18 protein-coding genes and 1 pseudogene are annotated in these 21,802 nt (G+C 54.6%); 7 read left to right on the forward strand and 12 right to left on the reverse strand.

All coding sequences use genetic code 11. From position 1 onward, the window contains the following. Nucleotides 1-39 precede the first annotated feature (39 nt). From KVT28_RS09795 to KVT28_RS09805, 3 genes are all read right to left on the reverse strand, one after another. Nucleotides 40-1,089 carry a PLP-dependent cysteine synthase family protein gene (locus KVT28_RS09795; RefSeq protein WP_176972093.1) on the reverse strand — a complete coding sequence of 350 codons (1,050 nt, stop codon included), beginning with the start codon at nucleotides 1,087-1,089 and terminating at the stop codon, nucleotides 40-42. 111 nt (nucleotides 1,090-1,200) lie between these two features. Next, nucleotides 1,201-2,208, reverse strand: a complete 1,008-nt coding sequence (locus tag KVT28_RS09800; RefSeq protein ID WP_217548037.1) for an ABC transporter permease — start codon at nucleotides 2,206-2,208, stop codon at nucleotides 1,201-1,203. 10 nt (nucleotides 2,209-2,218) lie between these two features. Next, nucleotides 2,219-3,292 carry an ABC transporter substrate-binding protein gene (locus KVT28_RS09805; RefSeq protein WP_217548039.1) on the reverse strand — a complete coding sequence of 358 codons (1,074 nt, stop codon included), beginning with the start codon at nucleotides 3,290-3,292 and terminating at the stop codon, nucleotides 2,219-2,221. A gap of 194 nt (nucleotides 3,293-3,486) precedes the next feature. Here KVT28_RS09805 and KVT28_RS09810 point away from each other — a divergent pair, with 194 nt between their 5' ends. Next, entirely contained in the window at nucleotides 3,487-4,263 is a 777-nt protein-coding gene (locus tag KVT28_RS09810; protein WP_217548041.1) for an ABC transporter ATP-binding protein, read from the forward strand. A 33-nt stretch (nucleotides 4,264-4,296) separates the two neighbouring features. On the opposite strand, the gene eptA is transcribed toward KVT28_RS09810, so the two are convergent. Then, the gene (gene eptA, locus KVT28_RS09815; protein ID WP_217548043.1) at nucleotides 4,297-5,940 is read right to left on the reverse strand and encodes a phosphoethanolamine transferase EptA; all 1,644 of its coding nucleotides are present in this window, start codon (nucleotides 5,938-5,940) and stop codon (nucleotides 4,297-4,299) included. A 345-nt stretch (nucleotides 5,941-6,285) separates the two neighbouring features. On the opposite strand from eptA, the pseudogene KVT28_RS27775 reads away from it, so the two are divergent. From KVT28_RS27775 to KVT28_RS09845, 6 genes and pseudogenes are all read left to right on the forward strand, one after another. Continuing rightward, nucleotides 6,286-6,489, forward strand: a pseudogene (locus KVT28_RS27775) (hypothetical protein); the annotation flags it as partial. A gap of 225 nt (nucleotides 6,490-6,714) precedes the next feature. Beyond that, nucleotides 6,715-8,187: an OmpA family protein gene (locus KVT28_RS09825; protein ID WP_217548048.1), complete on the forward strand. Its 1,473-nt coding sequence runs from the start codon at nucleotides 6,715-6,717 to the stop codon at nucleotides 8,185-8,187. A 15-nt stretch (nucleotides 8,188-8,202) separates the two neighbouring features. Further along, nucleotides 8,203-9,777 (forward strand): hypothetical protein, encoded by a 1,575-nt coding sequence (locus tag KVT28_RS09830; RefSeq protein WP_217548050.1) that lies wholly within the window; start codon nucleotides 8,203-8,205, stop codon nucleotides 9,775-9,777. 4 nt (nucleotides 9,778-9,781) lie between these two features. Further along, entirely contained in the window at nucleotides 9,782-10,618 is an 837-nt protein-coding gene (locus KVT28_RS09835) for a hypothetical protein (protein ID WP_217548053.1), read from the forward strand. 787 nt (nucleotides 10,619-11,405) lie between these two features. Further along, nucleotides 11,406-12,515: a ParA family protein gene (locus KVT28_RS09840; protein WP_217548054.1), complete on the forward strand. Its 1,110-nt coding sequence runs from the start codon at nucleotides 11,406-11,408 to the stop codon at nucleotides 12,513-12,515. Beyond that, on the forward strand, nucleotides 12,512-13,174 hold the full coding sequence (locus KVT28_RS09845; RefSeq protein WP_101761385.1) for a RelA/SpoT domain-containing protein: 663 nt from the start codon (nucleotides 12,512-12,514) through the stop codon (nucleotides 13,172-13,174). Before KVT28_RS09840 ends, KVT28_RS09845 begins: the two co-directional genes overlap by 4 nt. A gap of 296 nt (nucleotides 13,175-13,470) precedes the next feature. Here KVT28_RS09845 and KVT28_RS09850 read toward each other — a convergent pair whose 3' ends face one another. From KVT28_RS09850 to KVT28_RS09885, 8 genes are all read right to left on the reverse strand, one after another. After that, nucleotides 13,471-14,010: a GNAT family N-acetyltransferase gene (locus KVT28_RS09850; protein WP_101761386.1), complete on the reverse strand. Its 540-nt coding sequence runs from the start codon at nucleotides 14,008-14,010 to the stop codon at nucleotides 13,471-13,473. A gap of 83 nt (nucleotides 14,011-14,093) precedes the next feature. Beyond that, nucleotides 14,094-14,942, reverse strand: a complete 849-nt coding sequence (locus KVT28_RS09855; RefSeq protein ID WP_217548056.1) for a VOC family protein — start codon at nucleotides 14,940-14,942, stop codon at nucleotides 14,094-14,096. Between the two features lie 23 nt (nucleotides 14,943-14,965). Further along, nucleotides 14,966-16,117: an amidohydrolase gene (locus tag KVT28_RS09860; RefSeq protein WP_217548059.1), complete on the reverse strand. Its 1,152-nt coding sequence runs from the start codon at nucleotides 16,115-16,117 to the stop codon at nucleotides 14,966-14,968. A 2-nt stretch (nucleotides 16,118-16,119) separates the two neighbouring features. Next, nucleotides 16,120-17,217, reverse strand: coding sequence for an alkylhydroperoxidase domain protein (locus KVT28_RS09865; protein ID WP_217548061.1), 1,098 nt, complete (start codon nucleotides 17,215-17,217; stop codon nucleotides 16,120-16,122). A 182-nt stretch (nucleotides 17,218-17,399) separates the two neighbouring features. After that, nucleotides 17,400-18,389 carry a putative FMN-dependent luciferase-like monooxygenase gene (locus tag KVT28_RS09870; RefSeq protein ID WP_217548064.1) on the reverse strand — a complete coding sequence of 330 codons (990 nt, stop codon included), beginning with the start codon at nucleotides 18,387-18,389 and terminating at the stop codon, nucleotides 17,400-17,402. Further along, entirely contained in the window at nucleotides 18,386-19,996 is a 1,611-nt protein-coding gene (locus KVT28_RS09875) for an ABC transporter ATP-binding protein (protein ID WP_217548066.1), read from the reverse strand. Before KVT28_RS09875 ends, KVT28_RS09870 begins: the two co-directional genes overlap by 4 nt. Next, nucleotides 19,993-20,850, reverse strand: a complete 858-nt coding sequence (locus KVT28_RS09880; RefSeq protein WP_217548069.1) for an ABC transporter permease — start codon at nucleotides 20,848-20,850, stop codon at nucleotides 19,993-19,995. Before KVT28_RS09880 ends, KVT28_RS09875 begins: the two co-directional genes overlap by 4 nt. Continuing rightward, the gene (locus KVT28_RS09885; RefSeq protein ID WP_217548529.1) at nucleotides 20,847-21,791 is read right to left on the reverse strand and encodes an ABC transporter permease; all 945 of its coding nucleotides are present in this window, start codon (nucleotides 21,789-21,791) and stop codon (nucleotides 20,847-20,849) included. Before KVT28_RS09885 ends, KVT28_RS09880 begins: the two co-directional genes overlap by 4 nt. Nucleotides 21,792-21,802 lie beyond the last annotated feature (11 nt).

Consider the following 21,802-nt stretch of genomic DNA (forward strand, 5'->3'; position numbering starts at 1 on the left):
GCAGGATTCTGTAGCGGCTCGATTTATCGCGCATTATTTTCAGGCGATTTTCCTGGAGGTTTGCACGGCGCTCGCCAGCTTCAGCGATTCGGCTGGTACCTGATGCGCGAACAGCTGGGTGGTTAAATAACTGCTGCCGCCATCGGCCAGCAACACCACAATGCGCTTGCCACGGTTCTCCGGTCGCGCTGCAACCTGTTGTGCCGCCCACAACACTGCCCCGGACGAATCCCCCACCAGCACGCCCTCGCTCAGCGCCAGCTGCCGTGCCGCTGTATACGCCTGCCAGGTTTCCACCGCGATCACTTCATCGTAAACGCGGTGATCGAGATTGGCAGGAATACGCTCAGGCGTCTGGTTGCTGAACGCATGCACGCCGGTGATCTCCAGTGGATCCGGACGCAGTTCGCTCGGCTGTGAACCCACGCCCGGCTCCACGGCGATAACCTGTAATCCCGGATGCTGCTGTTTGAGATAGCGTCCGGTGCCGGAGAGCGTGCCGCCGGTGCCGACGGCGGCGATAAAGATATCCAGCTCGCCGCCGCTGTCGCGCCAGATCTCCGGCCCGGTGGTGCGCTCATGCACCGCCGGATTGGCCGGATTATCCAGCTGCAGCAGGAAGTGCACTTCCGGTTCTGCTGCGGTGACCTGCTCGGCCAGCCATTTGGTGGCGGCGACGAAATCGCCGTTGCTGGCATCGTAAAACGCTTTGAAGCCTTCAATGGTGCTGAACGGCACCACTTCGGCACCGTACGCCTGAATAATCTGGCTGCGTTCGATGCTAACGAAATCATTGATATAGACGCGGAACTTATAGCCTTTCGCCGCCGCAATCGCCGCTAACCCAATGCCGGTGTTGCCGCTGGTGGTTTCAACCAGCGTATCGCCGGGCTGAATAATGCCGTTGCGTTCGGCGGCTTCAATCATGCTGAGGGCGATGCGATCTTTCACGCTGTGATTGGGATTAAACAGTTCGAGTTTGGCGACCAAATCGGCCTGAATATCGTGTTGCTGTGCGTAGCGAGACAGGCGCAGCAGCGGCGTGTTGCCAATCAGTTCAGTGATAGAAGCAGAAATTTTTGCAGCCATAATCGACCTCATAAATAGATGAGATGAGCCTGAATGATTGCGCGATCAATCGCGCCGCTACGGATGGGTGCACATACCGTGGCGGCGCAATTTATTACGCAATGTATGTCGTTACCATTTCACCGCGCTGCGCTGCCATGACAACAGGCGATCGCGCACGATGAACAGCAGGGAGATCAGCGAAGAGAACAGCAGCGCCATCACAATCAGCGCGGCGTACATATTGGCGTAAGCCGCCCAGCCTTGCGCCCACTGCAGATACCAGCCGAGCCCGGACTTCACGCCCATCATCTCCGCCGCCACCAGCACCGAGAACGACGCGCCCAAACCCATAAACAGGCCGACAAACAAGTGCGGCAGCGCTGCCGGCACCGCCACGCGCAACACGAGGAACAGCGAATTGGCACCGAGCGTGCGCGCCACATCGTAATAACGCGTATCAACGCTGGAAACGCCCGACCAGGTCAGCACCGTCACCGGGAACCAGGTCGCCAGCGCAATCAGGAATACCGCCGCCGAGAAGCTTGACGGGAAGAAGTAGAGCGACAGCGGCAGCAGCGCGGTAGAAGGCACCGGGCCAAGGAAGCGCAGAATCGGATGCACCCAATAACCCAAGCCGCGCGACCAGCCAATCGCTACGCCGGTAATAAAGCCAACAACGCTGCCGTAGATAAAGCCGAAGGCCAGCAGACGCAGCGAATTGAGCACGCTATCCAGCAGGCGCGGCCAATCGGTGGCATAGGCTTCGACCAGCGCACGCGGCGGGGCGAAAAACGGCGCCGGCAGCAGCGCCAGTTTGCCGGTGACGGTTTCCCACAGGCCGATCAGCAGCGCCAGCACAATCAGCCACGGACCGCTGCGTTTGAGCGGCGCGAGTAAGGTCAGTCGCGGGAACAGACCCGAGGCAATCGCCAGCCCGGTGAGAAGCAGCGCGATGGCGGCAAACAGCTCGTGCGTTTCATTGACAAAGCGCGGGGCGGCAAAACCCTGCGGCTTATCCGGCACCGCCACCATCAGCGCGACCAGCGCCCACCACAGCAGGAGTGCACCCCAAACCGCCGGTTGAAGGCGGCGCGGCACATCACGGTTGCGGGCAATCGTCAGGGTTTCACTGGCCATTCTCGTCTCCTTAACTCGACATGTTGCTCATGTGCGCCATGTTGCTGGCGTGCTGATGGGCGGATTCCGCCGGCAGCAGTTCTGGCACATAGTGTTCGGCGAAGCGCTGCGCATCGGTATCCGGGCGGATCACGTTGATTTTTTTCAGCTCATCGATATAAACCGCCACCTCTTTGCGCAGCTGCACACCGGTGGAGTGATGACTATGAGTGTGCTCTTTCAGCATCGCGGCGATATCCTCCACCGCGACGGAGCCGGGCACAAACGGCTGGAAGATTTTCGCCGTCTCGTCCGGATGTTCGGCGGTCCACTGCTGCGCATCGACAATCGCCTGAGTGATAGCACGCGCGGTGGCGGGATCGTCACGCACCAGCGAGCCGCGCAGACCCAGCACACAGCAGGTGAGGTTGGCGTATTCGCCTTTCAGGTTGTTATCGACTTCCACCAGATCGTGCTGCTTCTTCAGCAGCCAGCCCTGCGGATCGTCGGTGGCCAGCGCCTGCACTTCGCCTTTGCGCAGCGCTTCGCCGAACAGGTCGGGCGGATATTGCAGCCAGTTGACCTGCTTATCGGGATCGATTCCCTGTTTCGCCAGCTGAATGGCGAAGAAGTTGCGAATCGGGCTGGCCTGATCGCTGACCGCCACCGATTTGCCCACCAAATCTTTCACATCGCGGATGCCGCTATTTTGCGGCGCGAGTAAACGCATGCAGCCGCCGTGCGTGCCGACGGTGAGATCCACATCAAAACCCTGCTCCAGCGGTTTCAGCCAGCGCAGCGCCATGCCGATGCCGCCATCGGCCTGACCGGTGGCAATCGCCTGTAACAGCGCATCGGTGGGGCCGCTGAAGTTCACCGGCTCAACATTCAAGCCGTACTTTTTAAAGAAGCCTTGCTTCAGCGCCACAGATATCGGTGACTGACACACTGCGGTTTGCCCCCAGGCCAGCTTGATGGTTTTGAGGGATTTTTCGTCGGCAAACACGTTGCTGCTCAGCAACGGATTTACCGCCACGCCGGCACTAAAGAGACCCAGCCCGCGTAATAACGCGCGGCGGCTCAGAGAGAATTGTTGCAATGCCATCCTGTCTTCCTTGTAGATAAAGTTCACAGGCACTATGGCAAAGGCAATTAGCGCGACCAAATAACAATCCCGCATGACATCATGCAGTTTTTCATTATGAATATTTGCGGATAGGTTTGCCGAAATGGCTATTTCAGTGTGGGAAAGGCGAGGCTTATGCTTTATTTCTTAGCAAATCAAGCAGGAGCGAAAATATGGCTACCACTTCGGCGGGCGTTAATATTGCGATTGAGAAGGTGAATCATCACTTCACCTTAGAAGGCGAAGATTTACCGGTGCTGGAGAATATTAATTTGCAGGTAGAGGCCGGTGAATTTGTCGCGCTGCTGGGGCCGTCCGGCTGTGGCAAATCGACGCTGCTGCGTTTGCTGGCAGGCCTCGAACCGCCCGCCAGCGGGTTACTGGCGGAGGAGGGCAAAGCGATAACCGCGCCCGATCCGTCGCGCGTGGTGGTGTTTCAGGATCCCACGCTTTATCCGTGGCGCACCGTCTATGACAACGTCGGTCTCGGTTTGCAGATTCGTGGGGAGAGCCGGCCGGTGCGCGAACAGCGCATTAACGCGATGCTGGATCGCGTCGGCCTCAGGCAGTTTGCTCGCGCGTGGCCACATCAGCTTTCGGGCGGTATGGCGCAGCGTGCAGCGCTGGCTCGCGCGCTGGTTAACGTGCCGCGTTTGCTGATCCTCGATGAACCGCTCGGCAAGCTCGATTCCCTGACGCGGTTGCGGATGCAGCAGGAGATTGTCGACCTGTGGCAGGAGCAGCAGTTCACCACGCTGATGGTGACGCACGACGTAGAAGAAGCGCTGGTGATGGCAAATCGCGTGGTGGTATTCAGCCCAAGACCGGCGAAAGTGGTGGATGTGATTGAGGTGAATCTGCCGTGGCCGCGCCGTCGCGATGATCCGCAGTTGGTGGCGCTGCGCAGCAGGATATTGGATTTGTTGGGGGCGGATCGGGTAGCTGCGTGATGTGGGTCGCCATTCATGGCGACCTTCTGGCATTTACCCCTGCACGATCCGGCAACCGGCCAAAATATCATCCGCAGGTTGATACTCGCTGGTCTGAATCCCCGTCAATCCCAGCAGGGTGGAGAACAGATTATCCTGCGAATAACCCTGATGCGCCGCTTGTTTATCGACACAGCGTTTACTCACGCCATAACGCTGCTGGTAATCTGGTGACAGCCAAATCAGCATCGGCACATGTTTCTGCACATCTGGTGCAATCGCATACGGCATACCGTGCAAATAAGCGCCATTCTCCCCCAACGACTCACCGTGATCCGATAAATACACCAGGCTGGTGGTGTATTGATCCTGATGAGCCTTCAATACATTGATCGCCTTATCGACAATGTAATCGATATACAGAATGGTGTTGTCGTAGGTATTCACCAGCTGCTGTTGCGAACAATCCTGAATTTGATTGGTATCGCAGGTCGGCGTGAATTTTTTAAACTGCGGCGGATAACGGTTGTAATAGGTTGGGCCGTGACTGCCAATGGTATGCAATACGATCACGCCGTTGCCTTTAAGGTTTTTAATATAGTCCTCGATACCGTGAAATAATACTTCGTCATAACACTCCCCATCGTGACACATATCCGGAAGATTCAGGCTGGTCATATCCTGATGCGGGACGCGATCGCAGGCACCTTTACAGCCGCCGTCATTGTCATTCCATAAAACCTGCAGGCCGGCGCGCTGGATAATATCGAGCATGCCTTCCTGATGTTCAGCAAGCTGGTCGTCATAATGCGCGCGCGGCATATTCGAGAACATGCATGGCAACGAGACCGCAGTAGCGGCACCGCAGGATTGCGTATTAGGGAAATAAGAGACGTCATCTTTCGCCAGCAATGGCGTGGTTTCTCGGCCATAACCATTGAGCTGGAAATTCACCGCGCGCGTGGTTTCACCCACCACCAAAATCGTCAGATTGCGCTTTGCACCCGCCAGCATCTGCGGCTTTTGTTTGGCATCTAAGCCAATTTTCACCAGCGGCAAATTGGCGGTGCGGCTGTGGTGATACCAGGAAAGTGTCGCCACAATGGAGTTCGACGGGCTGAGCGATTTGATCAGCTCTTTTTGGTTACGAAATAGCGAGGCGTAATCCTTATAGAAGAATGTCGCCACCAGGGCGATGCAGATGACCGACACCACAATTGAGGCGGCGCGTTTGGCGATGTTTTTCCACAGAGGTTCGTTATGTTTAATCCGAATCCAGAATACCAAAAGGGCAGCGAGCAGCCCGCTGCAACCCAGCGTAATAATTAACTTAGGCGACAATAAAGCAAAGGACTCGGACGGTGTGGTATCCAGAATATTCACGATCATCGAGCGATCAATAACAATACCGAAGGTCCAGATGAAATATTGCGCAGCCGCCGCCACTAATACGAACAGCGCAAGAATAAGCCGGTCAAGCCAAACAAAAGAGGCGAGGGTGGCGATAATATTGATCACGCTAAATGCCACCAGCAGCATTGAGACGAAGACGAATATCGTGCGCAGCGTATCAAGCGGCATTGCTGCAATCACCTGACGATAAAAGGCAATATTCAGGAACACCGCAATATAAATTGAAAATAGCGAAATAAACGTCAGCCGACTTAGCGTCGGTCTTTTGCGCAGCGAAAACGTCATTGGTCCATCCGTAACAGTGAAGATGGCGCCAGATTAAGAAATAAAGGTTAAGTGAACCTTAGGCTGAATCCTGTCAGGCAGATTTATCTTTAGACAGCATCATTGCGGCTGACCGTGGTGAACAATAATTCGCGCAACCAGCGATATCCGGCATCGCGGTGCGTTCTTTCGTGCCACGCCACGGTTTAGTGAAACCCTGAATCTCCAGCGGCGGCGCGAGCGTCCCATCGCATTCAAAGCCGCATCGGTGACGCCGTGAAAATTCCCGCCGAGATAAGACACCAGCGCGTGATCCTGTGCGCAGAAGCCCTTAACGTGAGATTTCCAGGGTGGGGCAGCGATGATCGTCTGGAGGTGCTGCATGCATGGTTGATCGAAGATCTTTCCGATAATCGCGTGCGCATCCTGACGCAGGAAAGGTAAAACGGCAAACCGGCGGTTGAGCCGGCAAAAGCGCAGGCGAACCCGATGATTAACGGCCATCAGGATTGGCGTTTGGTCAAACTTGCTACGCGTGTCCATATTCATCAAACACCTATTGCGCGATAGATCGCGCGATGATTAGATAATATTACTAACGTAATTTCATCACTTCCTCCTGCGTCAATCCGTTTTAATCCCCTATCTCCTTGAATAGAAGAAATTCTCCACTGAGGTCTAAAGTCATCGGCATTGCTGCCGATACAAACCTGTGAATTTTTTTTATCAATTAGCCTCAACCATTAATCATTGTTTCCTCCGCACGACAGAGGATTTTTCAATCAAGGATTTGATGTGAATTTACCCTTTTCTAAAAAAGCTGCATCCGTGCTGATCGCCGCTTCTCTGACTTCCAGTTGTGCCTCAATGAATGACTTTGCTCGTGATTACGGTACCGCTGCCGGTTGTATCGGCGGTGCCGCACTGGGTGGCGGCATCACTTATCTGGTGACTCACGACGCCAGGAAAGCCCTGGTGGGTGGACTGGCAGGCGGCGTAGCGGGATGCGTGGTCGGGAACGTTTGGCAGAATCGTGAACAGGCGCTGGCTAAAGTCGCCCAGGAAGAAAAAATTCGCATCAGCACTCAGGCGCTTAAGGTGCAGGAGAACAGCAAGCAGGAGCCGGTTGGGATTGTTGCACAAGTTGAGGACGGTACCATGTTCGCCATCGACAGTGCAGAACTGACCAGCAGCGGCATGCGTCAGGTGCAGAAAATTGCCACAGCGATGAAAGGCGGCCAGCAATCCTCCAGCGATGTTTTGCTGGTGGTGGGACATACGGACGCCACGGGCAACGCCGAACACAATCAGCAACTTTCTGAAGCGCGCGCCCGCAACGTTGGGTTGGTACTGGAGCAAAGCGGCATTAAAGCCAGCCAACTCTATTTCCAGGGCGTGGGTTCCTCACGTCCACTGGCGGATAACGATTCCCTCTCGGGTCGGGCACAAAACCGCCGGGTTGAAATCGTGGCGTTGGCGAATGAAGCACTGTTACGCCAACGCCTGGCGCTGGAAAGCAATAACCCGCTGTATTTGCGCCACAGCTCTGCTGCTGAAAATACGCTGGCGCGTACTTCAACCATTAAGGCGGCACCACGTATAGCGAGCAAGAAGGCTGCGACAAAAAGCGCTGAAGTAAAAGCGCCGGAAGTGGTGACCCAACCCACTCAAGCCATTGCTGAGAGCAATCCCGTTAACTTTGTCGATTTCGGTGGCAAGCTTATCAGCGCACAGGTTACGGGTCTCTCCAGCAACTTAAAGCCGCTGTCGCAAGGTTTCAGCCTGATTAGTCAGGCGCAGGCCAGCAGTGTCAGCGGTAGCTGTCTCACCGATCTTCCCCGCGTCAGTGGGCTGGCTAAGAATTTAGCCAGCGGTAAGGCGATCGATCAGCATGATACGCGGGAATATCTGCCCAATATGAACGGGCGCGCGTGGGCTGGATTGGTGAATGGCAACCTGGTGACATTGACGCCAGTGTTTGTTCTCAAAGAGGGTGCGGTGGTGACGCAAAACCCACAAGTGCTCATCACGCCAAACTATGCGCAGGGCAACCGCAAGGCGCTACAAGGCATGGCAAGTGTCGCCAACAGTTGGGAAGGGGAAGACAGCGTTCTTTACCGCGTCTATATCGCCGATGCCCAGCAACAACCGATCTCGTGCGTCGACCTCTTGCTGCCGAAATCGGGCAAGCCTGCGCAACAAGGACAGCTCTTTTATAGCAATCATCGTCAGCCGTGGCTGGCCAATTACGCACCTCAGCGTGGATAAACGGATAACTCTCTTATGGAAATTTTAGATACCTTAATGCAGGCGGTCGCCACCTATCGCTACATCTTCTGGCCGCTTTTCGGGCTGTTGGCGCTAACACTTGGTGTGATCAAATGGTGGGATCAAGTTCGTTACTTCTTCCTCAACCTGTTTTGTTCCCTACCGCTGTTTGGCCACATCACCCGTTTGTCGCGTAGCCATGAATCTCGCCGTGCGGGCACCGGCGGACGCATCTGGCATCCGGCAGAAGAAGCGTTGTGTGGCAAGTTCTATCAGTTTCATAGCATCTCCAACCGCGATGCCGATTTTTATCTGCGCTGCGTTAACTATCTGAACAAAGTCGATGAGCGGGGCCGCAAACCGACCAGCGTGGTGTTGTGGTTATGCAGTATAGCCCTCGTCATTCTGGAAGCCTTTATCTTTGCGCTGGTACTTTCGCCATTCATTGCCAACAACATCTCTGCGAACCAGGCGGAGCTGTCGGCGATTGTGGTTTCGGTGCTGATTGGTGTGATTTTGGTGCCCGCAACGCATTTAATGGGCACGCAGTTACACAAAAATACGCTGCTGAGTAAAATCCGCTACTGGCATAAAGAAGCGCGTCTGGAAGGCCATGCGCAGGCGTTGGTTAAAGACAACCGCGTCTCACTGGAAAACAGCCGCATTGACGATGATGCGCCCAGCTATTTGCAAATGCTTAACCGAGTGAACCACGGTATTGGCGCAAAACCGCAATATGTACAAACGGTTGTGACGCTGCTGTTGATCGTCACCTTTGCGGTAGGTGCCTATTTCATTCGTGCGGCAACCATTAATGCCGCCGAAACCCAGGCCGTCAATGGCACGCCGTTCAGCCAAACCAGCGCGGCGAGCAACGCTTCACCTTTTGAGTTGCCACAGCAAGCGGTGGAAGATAATCAGCTGGCTGATAAGCAAGCGGCGAAAGAGGTCAGTGACAACCGCGTGTTCGCCTCCAAATTGACCTTCATTATTCTGTCGGTGATTTTCATTGGCGTGCAGATTATCGGTATTTTGATTGGTTATTACCGTTCTCTGGTCGGCATCGAATCGCGCCTGGCGGCGAAATATATTGGTAATTTCAGTAGCTCTGAAGAGTTTGCCGCGTGGTACGCCATGCGCCGTGAGCGCGTAGAGCGTGATGCGCAGGATAAACTGGCAAGCTTGCAGAATCGTATGGCGATGCAACGCGCCAGTAGCGCCAGCATTGCACAAACTGATGTTCGGACCTTCGACGATTACGTGCGCGGTAAGCAGCGCGATAAAGCACTGGCCGACGATCAGCATCAGCAATTTAACGCCACACGCGCTACCGTTGCTCCAGAGCGCCCGGTACATCAGCCAGAACCGGCTTTGGTATTTGAACCTACAACTCCAACACCTGCACCGGTGGCACTGGAAACGGCACCTGCTGCTAACGCCGATGAAAAGGCGCGCATCGCGGAGTTGGGCGATTTGACAGCCTTAGATGATGAAGAACTGCGTTTGGTGGCTGAGGATTTGGGTCTGCCAATGGAAGCACTGCTCAGTCGTCGTAAAGTGCAGCGCGTGCTTAATAAGGCCAGAGGATAATCAGGTGAAGATCAGCAAATGGTGGTTGCTGCTGTTAGCCGGGGTGAGTGCCATGGCGCAGGCTGCGGATCGCAACGATATCCCGAGCTGTTATGACTATGCCAAACTCAGTCAATATCGCCCGGCCAACAGCGGTCGTGAGCTGGTGGTGATTATTGATCAAACGGTTAAAGTGCCGCTGCAGATCAAAAATACCAGTTGGCAGCAGATCATGCGTTTTAGCCAGCCCGGCGATCATGTGGTGCTGTATCAGTTCTCGGCGTTGCTGCAGAACAATTTCATGCAGCGCTTATTTGACGGGCATCTGGAACCGTTACTCACGAACAAGAAAATCCGCGACAATCAAGGCATGGAGAGTTTGAAGAACCTCGACAAATGCCTGAGTGAGCAGAAGCAATATTTCGCGAGCGCGTTGGGTGGGTTGATGGCAAAAAGTTTCGCTGAGAAGGGTGATAACATCGCTAAAAGTGAGATCCTCGATAGCCTGAAACGCATTAGTCACGATCTTGAGCAGGATGAAAAAGCCTCACGTACCCTGTTTCTGATCTCCGATATGCTGGAAAACAGCGCTTTCGATAGCTTCTATCGCAATAACGCGCTGCGTTTGCTTTCGCCTGATAAAGCGTTGCAGCAGGTTAAACAGCAGAATTTGTTAGCGGATTTTGCCGGCGCTAAGGTATTTGTCGCAGGTGCAGGATTGATTGATACCGATGCGAAAAACAACTATCGCTCAGGGAAAATCATTCAGCAGCTTGAGATATTCTGGCGCGACTATTTTACTGCGTCGAATGCGGAGTTAGTCAGTTTTGGTGCCCCGGCGTTGAACGTGGATTTGCAATAAGTTGATCAGTACGATGTGTTAAATGCCTCAGTGATAAAACTGAGGCATTTAATAATAAGCGGCGAAATTAGGTCTTAATTATTTATAGGTCACTTAAAAGATTTTATGATTGTTGGCCGATTTAACGCGTACGGAGCCAGTCTGATAAGACAGCATTTGTTGTTATGGATTAAGTGCAATCGTACGCACTTTATCAACACCTTCGCGCGTGCAGGTAACAGACGTTCCTTGTAGCTGAGTAGCCGTGGTGCAGGACGGTTCCATAATCGCACCGCTGAAGCTAATCGTGCCATCAGCGGCCATCGCCGTTTACAGCATCATCAAGCCTGACAGTAAAAACCAATACTTTACACATACGCTATCCTCCAGAATGTCTAAAAGGATTTTCGTCCTCTTATGCTTGAACTTTAGAGGATGAGAAGCAACTTGCGAATAATCTTGGTATTTAGGATGCTGGCAGGGTTATGACGGCGGCTGAACGATGTGTATTGGTTGTTTGTTCATCCGCCCACCGTCTACTTTCATGCAGGCTTATTAGTTTGCTTGAGCGAATAGTGGAAGTAAACTTGGACTAGGAAAGCCTGAAGTAACTTGATAATCCGTCGTGATTTAACCATCGAAGGTAATGTCTGTGTATAATGGCTTAAAAAAAGTGAAGTATGTCAAGTTCAGTGCGATCTGCAAAAAAATGCTTTGCTCAAGGGATGTTACAGGATCTAGGATTATTAGCTTAGATTGGTTAAAAGCAATGTATGTGTTTATATTATTTTTTTAAGGAGATTCTAGCATGTCATCTATAGCCATTTTTAATAATAAAGGCGGGGTGGGAAAATCTACAATGACTTATCACTTGGCTTATGCCTTAGCAGAGTCAGGAAAAAAAACATTGATGATAGATTTAGATCCTCAGTCTAATTTAAGTCTTTTCGTCCTTGACGATGAGCAGATAGAAGAGATTTGGGATGCAGAAGATCCATTCATTGAAGATTATGAGAAAGCAAAATCTGATTCTTCTGATGTTGAATTCAGAAAAATACATAATGCGCCACGATCAATTCATTACATATTGAAACCATCAGAAGATGGTCAGTCAGAAGAACAACAACTGCCACCCAGTATAAGAGTTAATAATAACTTACATTTAATCCCGGGTAGGCTGACATTGCATCTGTTTGAAAACAAACTTTCAAAGCAATGGAGTGAAGCATTTTTGGGGGAACCTCAAGCCCTTCGTGTTATCACAGCCATAAGAAGAATTTGTAAGATTTATACTGAGAAACTCGGCTTTGATGTGATATTGATTGATACATCTCCGAGTCTAGGTATTTTAAATAAAGTAATAATATCAAATTCAGACGGTTTCTTGATTCCTTGCGCTCCTGATATGTTTTCTGGTTATGGAATAAAAAATATAGGGAATGCACTTAAGACATGGAAAAAAGATTTTGATACAATGATGTCATTGCTTCCTAATTCTAAAAAAACGTACCTCCCTAACAAATTTGTAAAGTTAATAGGGTATACAATATATAATGCTAAAAAAAGAGAGGATGCATCCAATCCACTTAAAATAGCTAAAGCACATTATAACTGGGCAGAAAAGCTACCAAATAAAATTTTGGATCATATACCTGAAGAATGCTATGCCCCTATCCATAAAGATACAATAAAGCAATTCATTGGTGGGAATTCCATTATATATGGTCATGCTACAATGCCTGCGAATGCCCAAAAATATAAAAAACCTATGTGGCTTCTTCCATCAAGTGATTCCATTTACGATGCCCAGGATAGAAGCACGATTAATGTAAGAAGGGATGAATATCTCGCTACTCGTCAAGTGTATACATCTTTTGCTAATGAAGTCCTTTTACGCGTAGAGGAGATTAGTAAATGAATATGAAAAATGAAGATATCATTCAAAGTATTAATGAACATATTCATGATTATGAGATATTCTCAGATAGGATTGTATCTTATATCACGAGGGATCCTATTCTTAAAAATAATGTTCACAGCCATAAAAAAAGAACAAAAGACATAGAGCATTTAAATGAAAAAATAACCAGAAAGAATGACAGGCTAAGAGAATTAGGTCATTTGGAAATTAATAAAGATAATGTAATGGATTTGATTACCGATATTGTAGGTATAAGGATACTTCACTTACATCAAGGACAGTTTGATGCTATACACAAACGACTTATGAAGTATGTCGATGATGGCGAGTTGGCTTTATATGAAACTCCCAAAGCTTATACATGGGATCCTGAGTATGCATCATTCTTTAGAGATGAAGGTATAACGACAGAGCAAAAAGAAAGCTTCTATACTAGTGTTCACTATGTTTTCAAAGCTAACACTACAAGTAAAATAACATGCGAGGTTCAAGTTAGAACGTTATTTGAGGAGGTTTGGGGGGAAATTGACCACGCAGTTAACTATCCAAAAGAAAGTGAAAGTATTTTCATTAAGGAACAACTAAAGGTTTTTGCTAGAATTGTTGGTGCAGGCACTCGGATGTCGCACTCAATTTTCAAAATACATGAAAATTAAGTTGGCAATTAAATCAAGTACAGTCTTTGATTGTGCTTGATTTTTCCAATAAATTTTTCGTGTATATGTTGTCATTCATTATTAAAATTAAAATTAAAATCGGAATGTTTTTTATAAGGTCGATTGCGTACCTAACCGGTTGTAGTGAGGCTTCTAAAAAGCAGTCTCTAAAAACAATCCTATCTGAGTTTTTTATGTCTTTTTCTATCAGAAAGCCGCCTCACTTATGCTCTCCCTATAGCATATCGTTAAGTCGCTAACCAAATCCGACTACCACCAAGTGGATAACACCTATACTACAACCCATATTCCCCACACAACAACCCAAATACCCAATCGTTATGCCACGCATTTCTCAGCCAGTAACTTTCCCGCAGTTCGCCCTCTAATTTAAATCCGACTTTTTCCAGCAGCCGACGAGAGGGCGTATTGCCTGCGGTGACGGTGGCGCTCAGGCGTCGGATGCCGCCGTCGCTGAACGCATAGTCACAAATCGCCCGAAGCGACTCGTGCGCATAGCCTTTGCCTTGCGCTTCTGGCGCGAACAGAAAGCCGACTTCGGCGCAGTTATTTTCACGATGGATATAGCCGCTGACGCCGATGCGATTACCTGATTGTTTCTCCCGCACCACCAGACACAGCCAATGCGCGCTGCGAGGCGACCAGCGCGGCAATCTTGCTGTGAAATCAGCGAGAATTTTTTCTTCAGATTTTGCATCGGCGACGTAATGCATGACGTGAGGCGAGAGCTGGAGCTGGCGGAAGAAGTCCCAGTCGTCTTCCGCGATCTGCGAGCAGGTGAGTCTGGGCGTATCGAGATGCAGTTTAGCGGTCACATTTCACCTTCGTTTATGGATGAAAGTGGATCACGTTAAACCAAGTCGCCATAAATGGCGACCCTACAAATGCGCGCGGGGGATCACAACTGGAACCGCAACGCCACACCAAATGCCTGCTCGGCACCGACAATAATCGTCGACTCTTCCTCGCGGAACGGCACATCACCGAGCAGCAGGCTGGCTTTCACTTTGCGCAGATCCGAGGTGCGCAAACTCAATCCGGCCATGCGCGCGCTGCCGTCGTAATCAATCGGCAATCCTGCGAAGCGCTGCGTAACGTATTCCGCGGCGGCAAAACGCACCATTGCCACGCCCGCTTTGAGCATAAACGCGCCTTCCTGACAGGCGGTAAGTTTATCGGCACCAAATAAACGGCTGTAGGGCTGCGCAGCGGCGGCGGGATCCTGCGCAACCACCACGAATTCGACGATATCGCTCACGCCATTCGGATGGACGCGCCACGCGTCCTGCCACACCGAATCCGGCGTGTCGTGCTGACAAAAGAAGCTGCGGCCGTTCGCCACCAGCGACGGGCGCAATCGCACGGTGCGGAAGCGTGCTTCCTGCTCGGTGCCGTCCGGCAAAGTAACGGGACGGAAAAAGCTCGCCGGCAGATCGCCGTCGATGTCCTGGCTCTCCAGATAGCGCCACACCGCATCGGCATCCTCAGTTTTCCATACTAATCCGCTGAGGCCAATCGGCGACTGCCACAAATCCTGGCGCAGATTGCCGCGCCCAGGCTCAAACCCCAACAGCTCCAGATAGTTATCTCCAAAAATCGCCAGATGATTACTGGAGCCGAGCGAATGATGGCCGCGCTCGGTCAGCTGAAATCCCAGGCGACGAAACAGCGCGCTGGCGTCATCCAACTGGCTGGCAACGTTGATCACCACATGGTCGAGACGTGGAACAGGTACAGAAATCGCCATCGCTTTTCTCCTTGCTCTCATGGTCACGATGCCAGCGCCTGTTGTTGGCGCAGCGTCAGCAGCGCGCGCTGGGCCAGCTCGGTAAAGTAATGCACCGCCGGTTCCAGCATCGCTTCATCCGGATCGAATCCTGCGTGATGCAGGCCAAATTCACTGGCGCTGCCGATGCTGACGAACGCGCCCGGCAGCTGCTGCAGGTAGAAGGCGAAGTCTTCGCCACCCATCTGCGGCGTGCCGACCTGTGTTTGATAGCCTTGCTCTGCGGCCAGATCCAGCGCGAAATCGGCCCATTGCGGGGTGTTGACCAGCGAAGGCGGACCTTCCTGCCACACCAGCTCCGCCTGTGCGCCAAATCCGGCGGCGATCCCGTTTATCAGCGCTCTCATTTTCTGCGGGATCTGCGCGCGAATCGCCGCGTTGTGGGTGCGCACCGTACCTTCCAGTTCCACCGTCTGTGGCAGCACGTTCCAGCTGTTGCCTGCGGTAAAGCGCGTCACGCTGACCACCACCGATTCCAGCGAACTGAACACGCGGCTCGGCAGCGTTTGCAGCGCGGTGACGATGTGGCTGCCAATCACGATGCTATCAATGCCTTCATGCGGACGCGCGGCGTGCGCACCTTTGCCGTTGATAGTGATCTGGAAACGATCAACGTTGGCATAATAGGCACCGCCGCGCGTCCGCAGCGTGCCGGTTGGCAGATCCGGCGCGTTATGCAGGCCGAAAATCGCCTGCACCTCTTTCAGCGCGCCCGCCGCCAGCAGCTGTTTCGCGCCGGTAAAAACCTCTTCGGCAGGCTGGAACAGAATGCGCACGCGGCCAGGCAGCTGGGATTCGATGCGTTGCAACTGCTGTGCGACGCCCAGCATCACGCTACTATGCAGATCGTGGCCGCAGGCGTGCATCACGCCCGACTGCTGGGAGCGCCATGCTTGATCGGTTTGCTCGTCGATGGGCAGGGCGTCGATGTCGGCACGCAGCGCAATCAGCGGTTCACCGTGACCGATTTCTGCCACGACACCGGTTTTCAAATCCAGCGGCAGCAGCTTGACGTTGAGTTCCTGCAACCAGCGGGTAAGGCGCTCGGTGGTGGCAAATTCCTGATCCGACAGTTCGGGATGCTGATGCAGCTCGCGTCGCCAGCGCACCAGCTGTTGATGGGAAAGATCCGTCATGGTCATCCTTGTGTGTGTTCAGGTAAGAAAGGTTCGCCGAGCGTCAGCATCAGGCGATTCGCCCAGGCAAAGAAGGCGGCGGATTGAATCAGGTCCAGCAGCTCCAGCGTGCTGAATCCCTGAGCGCGCAGCGCCTGCAGCTGTTTCAGGCTGGTGGCGGCAGGCGTAATCGATAAGGTAGCAACCAGATCGATCTGCGCCGCCCAGCGCGCCGATTGTCCGTGCGACAGCTCAGCGCCCGGCGCGACATTCAGCAGCTTCTGCACCTCCGGTTCATCTTTCGACAGCTGGCTGGCTTTGCGCGCATGCACCGAGGCGCAGTAGATGCAGCCGTTGACCTTGCTCACCACCGTGGCGGCGAGTTCTCGCTCGGCGCGCGAGAGTCCGCCTGCGGTGTAGAAGATGCCTTTATCGGTTAGCGTGCGCTGCTCGAGCAGTGGCTGATTGCGGCCCAGCAGGCGGAAGTAATCAGAGTCGCTGTGGCCGAATTTCGCCAGCGTTGCCTGCTCTTCAGCGCTAAATTCCTGCAGCGCTTTTGCCGCCAGCCACGGTTCCCAGCCGAGTTCCTGTTGGGTAAAGGCGGTGAGGGCGGTTTTCCCGCTGACGGTGAGCGGCGCATCGTGCCATTTACCGGCCACCGCATGCGGCTGCGACGCCGTCTCTTCACCGTTGAGCAAACGCAAACCCGCAAGCAAGCGGCTCTGGAAGCTGACAAAGGCAATCAGCTGCGCCAGCGTGACGATGCCACGTGGCGACCATCCGGCAGTTTGCAGCGTCTCAATGTGCTGCGGCGCAGCATCGACCGGATGCAAGCTCAGCAGTTCCGCAAACGCCAGACCCGCAGCGAAGCGTGCGTTGTTAGGCTGATCCGGCTGGCGGTAATGCGCTTCGAGACTCGACGCGCCATGCCAGGCCGCGACCTGCGCGGCGAGGGCGAAACGTTCTGCTAACGGCAAATCCTCATCATCCTGTGAAAACAGCACGTCATAGCTGCCTTGCGTGTGCTGGGTGGCGGCGTGACGCTCGGCGCGGGCTTGCGCCAGTTCAGACGCGGGATCGATATCCGCCAGCGCGGCCAGTAAATCAAACGTTTGAGACATGAAATTCTCCTGTTAAAGCGTTATTCGGTCGCCACAGCTGGCGTAATGCCGTCCAGCTCAGCACTCATTCAAACCACCCCACATTTCGTAGCGGCGCGATTTATCGCGCAATGAATTGCGCCGCTACAAGGTGTGCGCTCAGTAAGGTGTGTATTCATCTCTATACCTTCATGCACACCGACTTATCCACGCAGCGCGGGCGCAATATGCTCGGCAATCAATTCGATAGAACGCAGAATGTCGGCGTGTGGCGGATCGATGGAGTGCACCTGGAAGCTGATATCGGTGACGCGTTGCAGCGACGTATCGGCCAGCAGCGATTGCCGCACCGTGTCGGCATCGCCGAAGTGCGCATCCAGCTGACGCGCCTGTTCGTCCAGCGTGTTGCCAATCACGTGTCCCGATTCACGGAAATGCTGCGCCTGGCGCTGTAAGCCCGGCTCGGCAAGACGGCGCGCGTAGTCGTTGGAATCGGTCACAAAAGCGGTGCGCGATGCCAGAATGCGCGGCGCAATGCCTACTGGTAAAGCCGCCAGATAGGCATCAATCATCGGGTTTTGTATCTGGTGGAGCGGCAAATCAGGCTGGCCCGCCGGACGCGGCTGGGTGCGCGACAGCATCAAACCGTGCCCGGCAAGGCCTGCGCGCGCCGCGCCTTCCACCGAGAAGGTGGCGATCCACACGCGCTGCGCCAGCGTCGGCGCAGCGGGATAGAGATGATTATCCGGATGGCCCAGCGTATCGCCGCGCCAGGCGCCCAGCAGCTGATGCAGATGATCGGCAAACACGCTGGCGCGCTGGTCGATAGTGATACCGAACGGCAGAAACGAGGTCGCGGTACCGCCCGATCCTAAACCGACTTCGAGGCGACCGTTGCTCAGCAAATCCAGCACCGCGGCATCTTCGGCGACGCGCAGCGCGTTCTCCATCGCCAGCGTGATGATGCCGGTGCCAAGCCGAATAGTGCGGGTGTGCGCCGCAACGTGGGCCAGAAACAGCAGCGGTGAAGGCAAGCCGCCTTCTTTCTCGTGAAAGTGGTGCTGAGCAATCCACGCGCTGTCAAAACCGGTGCGCTCGGCGTGCTGAATCTGTTCAGTTGCCAGGCGATAGCGCTGCTGTGCGGAAGTGTCATCCAGCAGGCGAGTGAAAAAACCAATGCGTTTGCGCGTCATGCAGACTCCTTAATCAGCGGACGGAAAGCGGGTATCGCGTCAATCAGCGATCGGGTATACGGATGCTGCGGCGCGTTAAATAGAGTGACAGTGTCACCTTGCTCCACCACTTCACCGGCGCGCAGCACGGTGACGCTGTGCGCAATGCGGCGCACGGTGGCGAGGTCGTGGGTGATAAACAGATAAGTAAGGCCGAGCTCGCGTTGCAGTCGTTGCAACAGTTGCAGAATCTGCGCCTGCACCGTGACATCCAGCGCCGAGGTCGCTTCATCCAGCACCAGAATAGCCGGTTGCAGAATCAGGGCGCGGGCGATGGCTACGCGCTGACGCTGGCCGCCGGACAACTCGCGCGGTTTGCGCGTCAGCAGCTCCAGCGGTAACGCCACGCGCTGCGCCACGGCTGCGACGCGTTCACGGCGCTGCTCGCTGCTGAGTTTCTCAAAGTTACGCAGCGGCTCTTCAATGATGGCGAACAGCGTCTGGCGCGGATCCAGCGAGGCAAACGGGTTCTGATACACAAACTGAATCTTGCGGCGCAGCTGACGTTGCGCTTCGCCGCGCAGCGCGGTGGCATCGATGCCATCGATCACCACGCGGCCGCTATCGGCCTGCTCAAAGCCTAAAAGAATGCGCGCCAGCGTAGTTTTCCCCGAGCCGGATTCGCCGACCAGCGCGTGCGTGGTGCCGCGCGCCACCGTGACGCACACCTCTTTCGCCACCTGCAGCTGCTGCTGGCGACCGAGGGAAAACTGTTTATTGATGCCGGAGAGCTGAATCGCTGGCGACGAGAAGTTGGCATGTGTCGGCACGGACAGCGCGCTGTCGCCCGGAACGGCGTCCTGCAACAGCTGCCGCGTGTAAGCATGCTTAGGCGCGTTGATCACCTGCGCCGCCGGGCCTTGTTCCTGAACTTCGCCATGACGAAATACCAGCAGGCGATCGGCACGTTCTGCCGCCAATGCCAAATCGTGCGTGACAAACAGCACCGCCGTACCGGATTCGCGGCGCAGCACATCCAGCAGATCGAGAATGCGTTTTTGCACCGTGACATCCAGCGCGCTTGTGGGTTCATCGGCAATGATAATCTGCGGACGCAGGGCGAGGGCGATAGCAATCAGCACGCGCTGTTTCATGCCGCCGGAAAGCTGATGCGGGTACTGCGTCAGACGCTGTTCCGGATGGCTCAGCCCCACTTTTTGCAGCAGCTCCAGTACGCGCTGCTGACGTTCGGTTTTGCTGATTTTCAGGTGCAGCTGCAACATTTCACCGACCTGATCGCCAATGGTTTTCACCGGATTGAGCGAGTTGCCCGGATCCTGCGGCACTAAGCTGATGCTGACGCCGCGCAGGCTATCAAGACGTTTAGAAGACCAACCGGCGATATCGGTGCCGTTCAGCACAATTTTGCCGCTGTCCCGGCGGCCGTTTTCTGCCATCAAACCAATAATGGCCTGCGCGGTGGTGGTTTTGCCGGATCCGGATTCACCGACCAGCGCCACCATTTCACCCGGCTGCAACTCGAAGCTGACGTTGTGAACCACCGCGCGCCACTCGCCGCGCTGGCGATAGCTGAGGGTTAAATTTTCAATGGCTAATAACGCGCTCATGCGTCACCTCCGGCCAGTTGACGACTGATGCGGTTGGCGGCCAGCACCACGGCGACCACCACAATGCCGGGGAAGGTGGTGAGCCACCACGCAGTCGCCAGATAGTTACGTCCTTCGGCGATCAATAATCCCCATTCGGGCGTCGGCGGCGGCGTGCCGTAGCCGAGGAAGCTGAGCGTGGATAACGCCAGAATCGCCTGGCCAAACTGCAAGGCGGCGAAGGCGATCACCGCCGTCAGCGAGTTGGGTAAAATATGACGCCACAACACGCGCCAGAAACTGCCGCCGCTGCCGTAAGCCGCTTCGACGAACTCGCTGCGGCGTACGCGGACCACTTCGCCACGCGCCAGGCGGGCAAAGCTGGCAATCGAGGCGATGCCCACCGCCAGCGCGGCGTGCACGGTGCCAAAACCCAGCAGAATCAGAATGCTGAGCGACAGCAGCAGCGAGGGAATCGACAGCAGCACATCCACTAAGCGCATCAGCCAGTTCTCAGTACGACCGCCCATCGCGCCCGCCAGCACGCCGAGCGTGGTGCCGCCAATCAGCCCCATCGCCACCGCTGCGACCGCCGCCGACAGTGACTGTGACGCACCATAAATAATGCGCGCGTAGAGATCGCGGCCCAGCTGATCGGTGCCGAGCCAGTAAGCGGCCTGCGGCGGCAGACGTTGTGCGCCAGGCACGCTTTCCGTTGGGCTGAAATGGGTAAACAGACCAGGCGCAAATGCCGCCAGCAGCGCCAACAGCATCACGCCCCACGCCAGCCACAAACCTGGCTGGATGTTGAGCACGCGGGACGCACGTGCGTTGCCGTTGCTTTGACGCGCAGTTGAGTAATCGACCAGACTCATCGGTTGCCTCCGGCAATGGATTGCAGACGCGGATCGAACAGCGGCATCAGCGCATCGACCAGCAGGTTAATCAGCACAAACGCCAGTGCCGAGATCATCACCACCGCCTGTAACACCGCGACGTCCTGATTATTCACCGCCTGCTGCGTCAGCTGACCGACGCCGCTTAGGCCAAACACGGTTTCGGTAATCAGCGCACCGGCGATCAGTTCCCCGAGCAGCAAACCGGCAACGTTCAGCACCGGCAGCAGCGCATTGCGCATCACGTGATGCCACAGCACATGGCTTTCGCTGGCGCCTTTAGCGCGCGCGACCGCCACGAACGGCTGGGTAGAAACCTGATCGATGCTGCGCAACAGAATCTGCGCCAGCGGCGCGGAGATCGGGATCGCCACGGTAATCACCGGCAGAATCAAACCCTGTAGCGGCGACGGATTGATCACCGGGATCCAGCGCAGCTGGAAGGAGAACAGCTGAATCAGCGCGATGCCGAGCCAGAAGGTCGGCAGCGAGATAAACAGCGCCGGTACCGATTGCAGCACCGAACGCAGGAAGCGCAGCGCTGGCAAGCGCGATAACGCCGCCAGCGCGAACGCGATAAGGGTTGCCAGCACAAAACCGAGCAGCGCCAGTTGCAGCGTGGCGGGCAGGTTGCTGATCAGCTGTTCGCTGACCGGCACGCCCGCCTGCACCGAGTAACCAAAATCGCCGCGCACCATCGCCAGCAGCGTGTGCACGTACTGCTGCCAGAGCGGATTATCCGCGCCGTAAGCCAGGCGCATTTCGGCGATTTGATCCGGGCTAAGGCCCAGATCCGGGTTCTGAAACTTGATCAGCACCGCATCGCCGGGCAGCACCTGCAGCAGAAAGAACGACAGGGTAAACGCGGCCCACAGCACCAAAACGCTTTGACCCACTCTTCGCAGCAGTGAACGTTGCATCATCAACCTGC

This window comes from Pantoea sp. GbtcB22, assembly GCF_019091025.1.
In the GTDB taxonomy this organism is placed as follows: domain Bacteria; phylum Pseudomonadota; class Gammaproteobacteria; order Enterobacterales; family Enterobacteriaceae; genus Pantoea; species Pantoea leporis.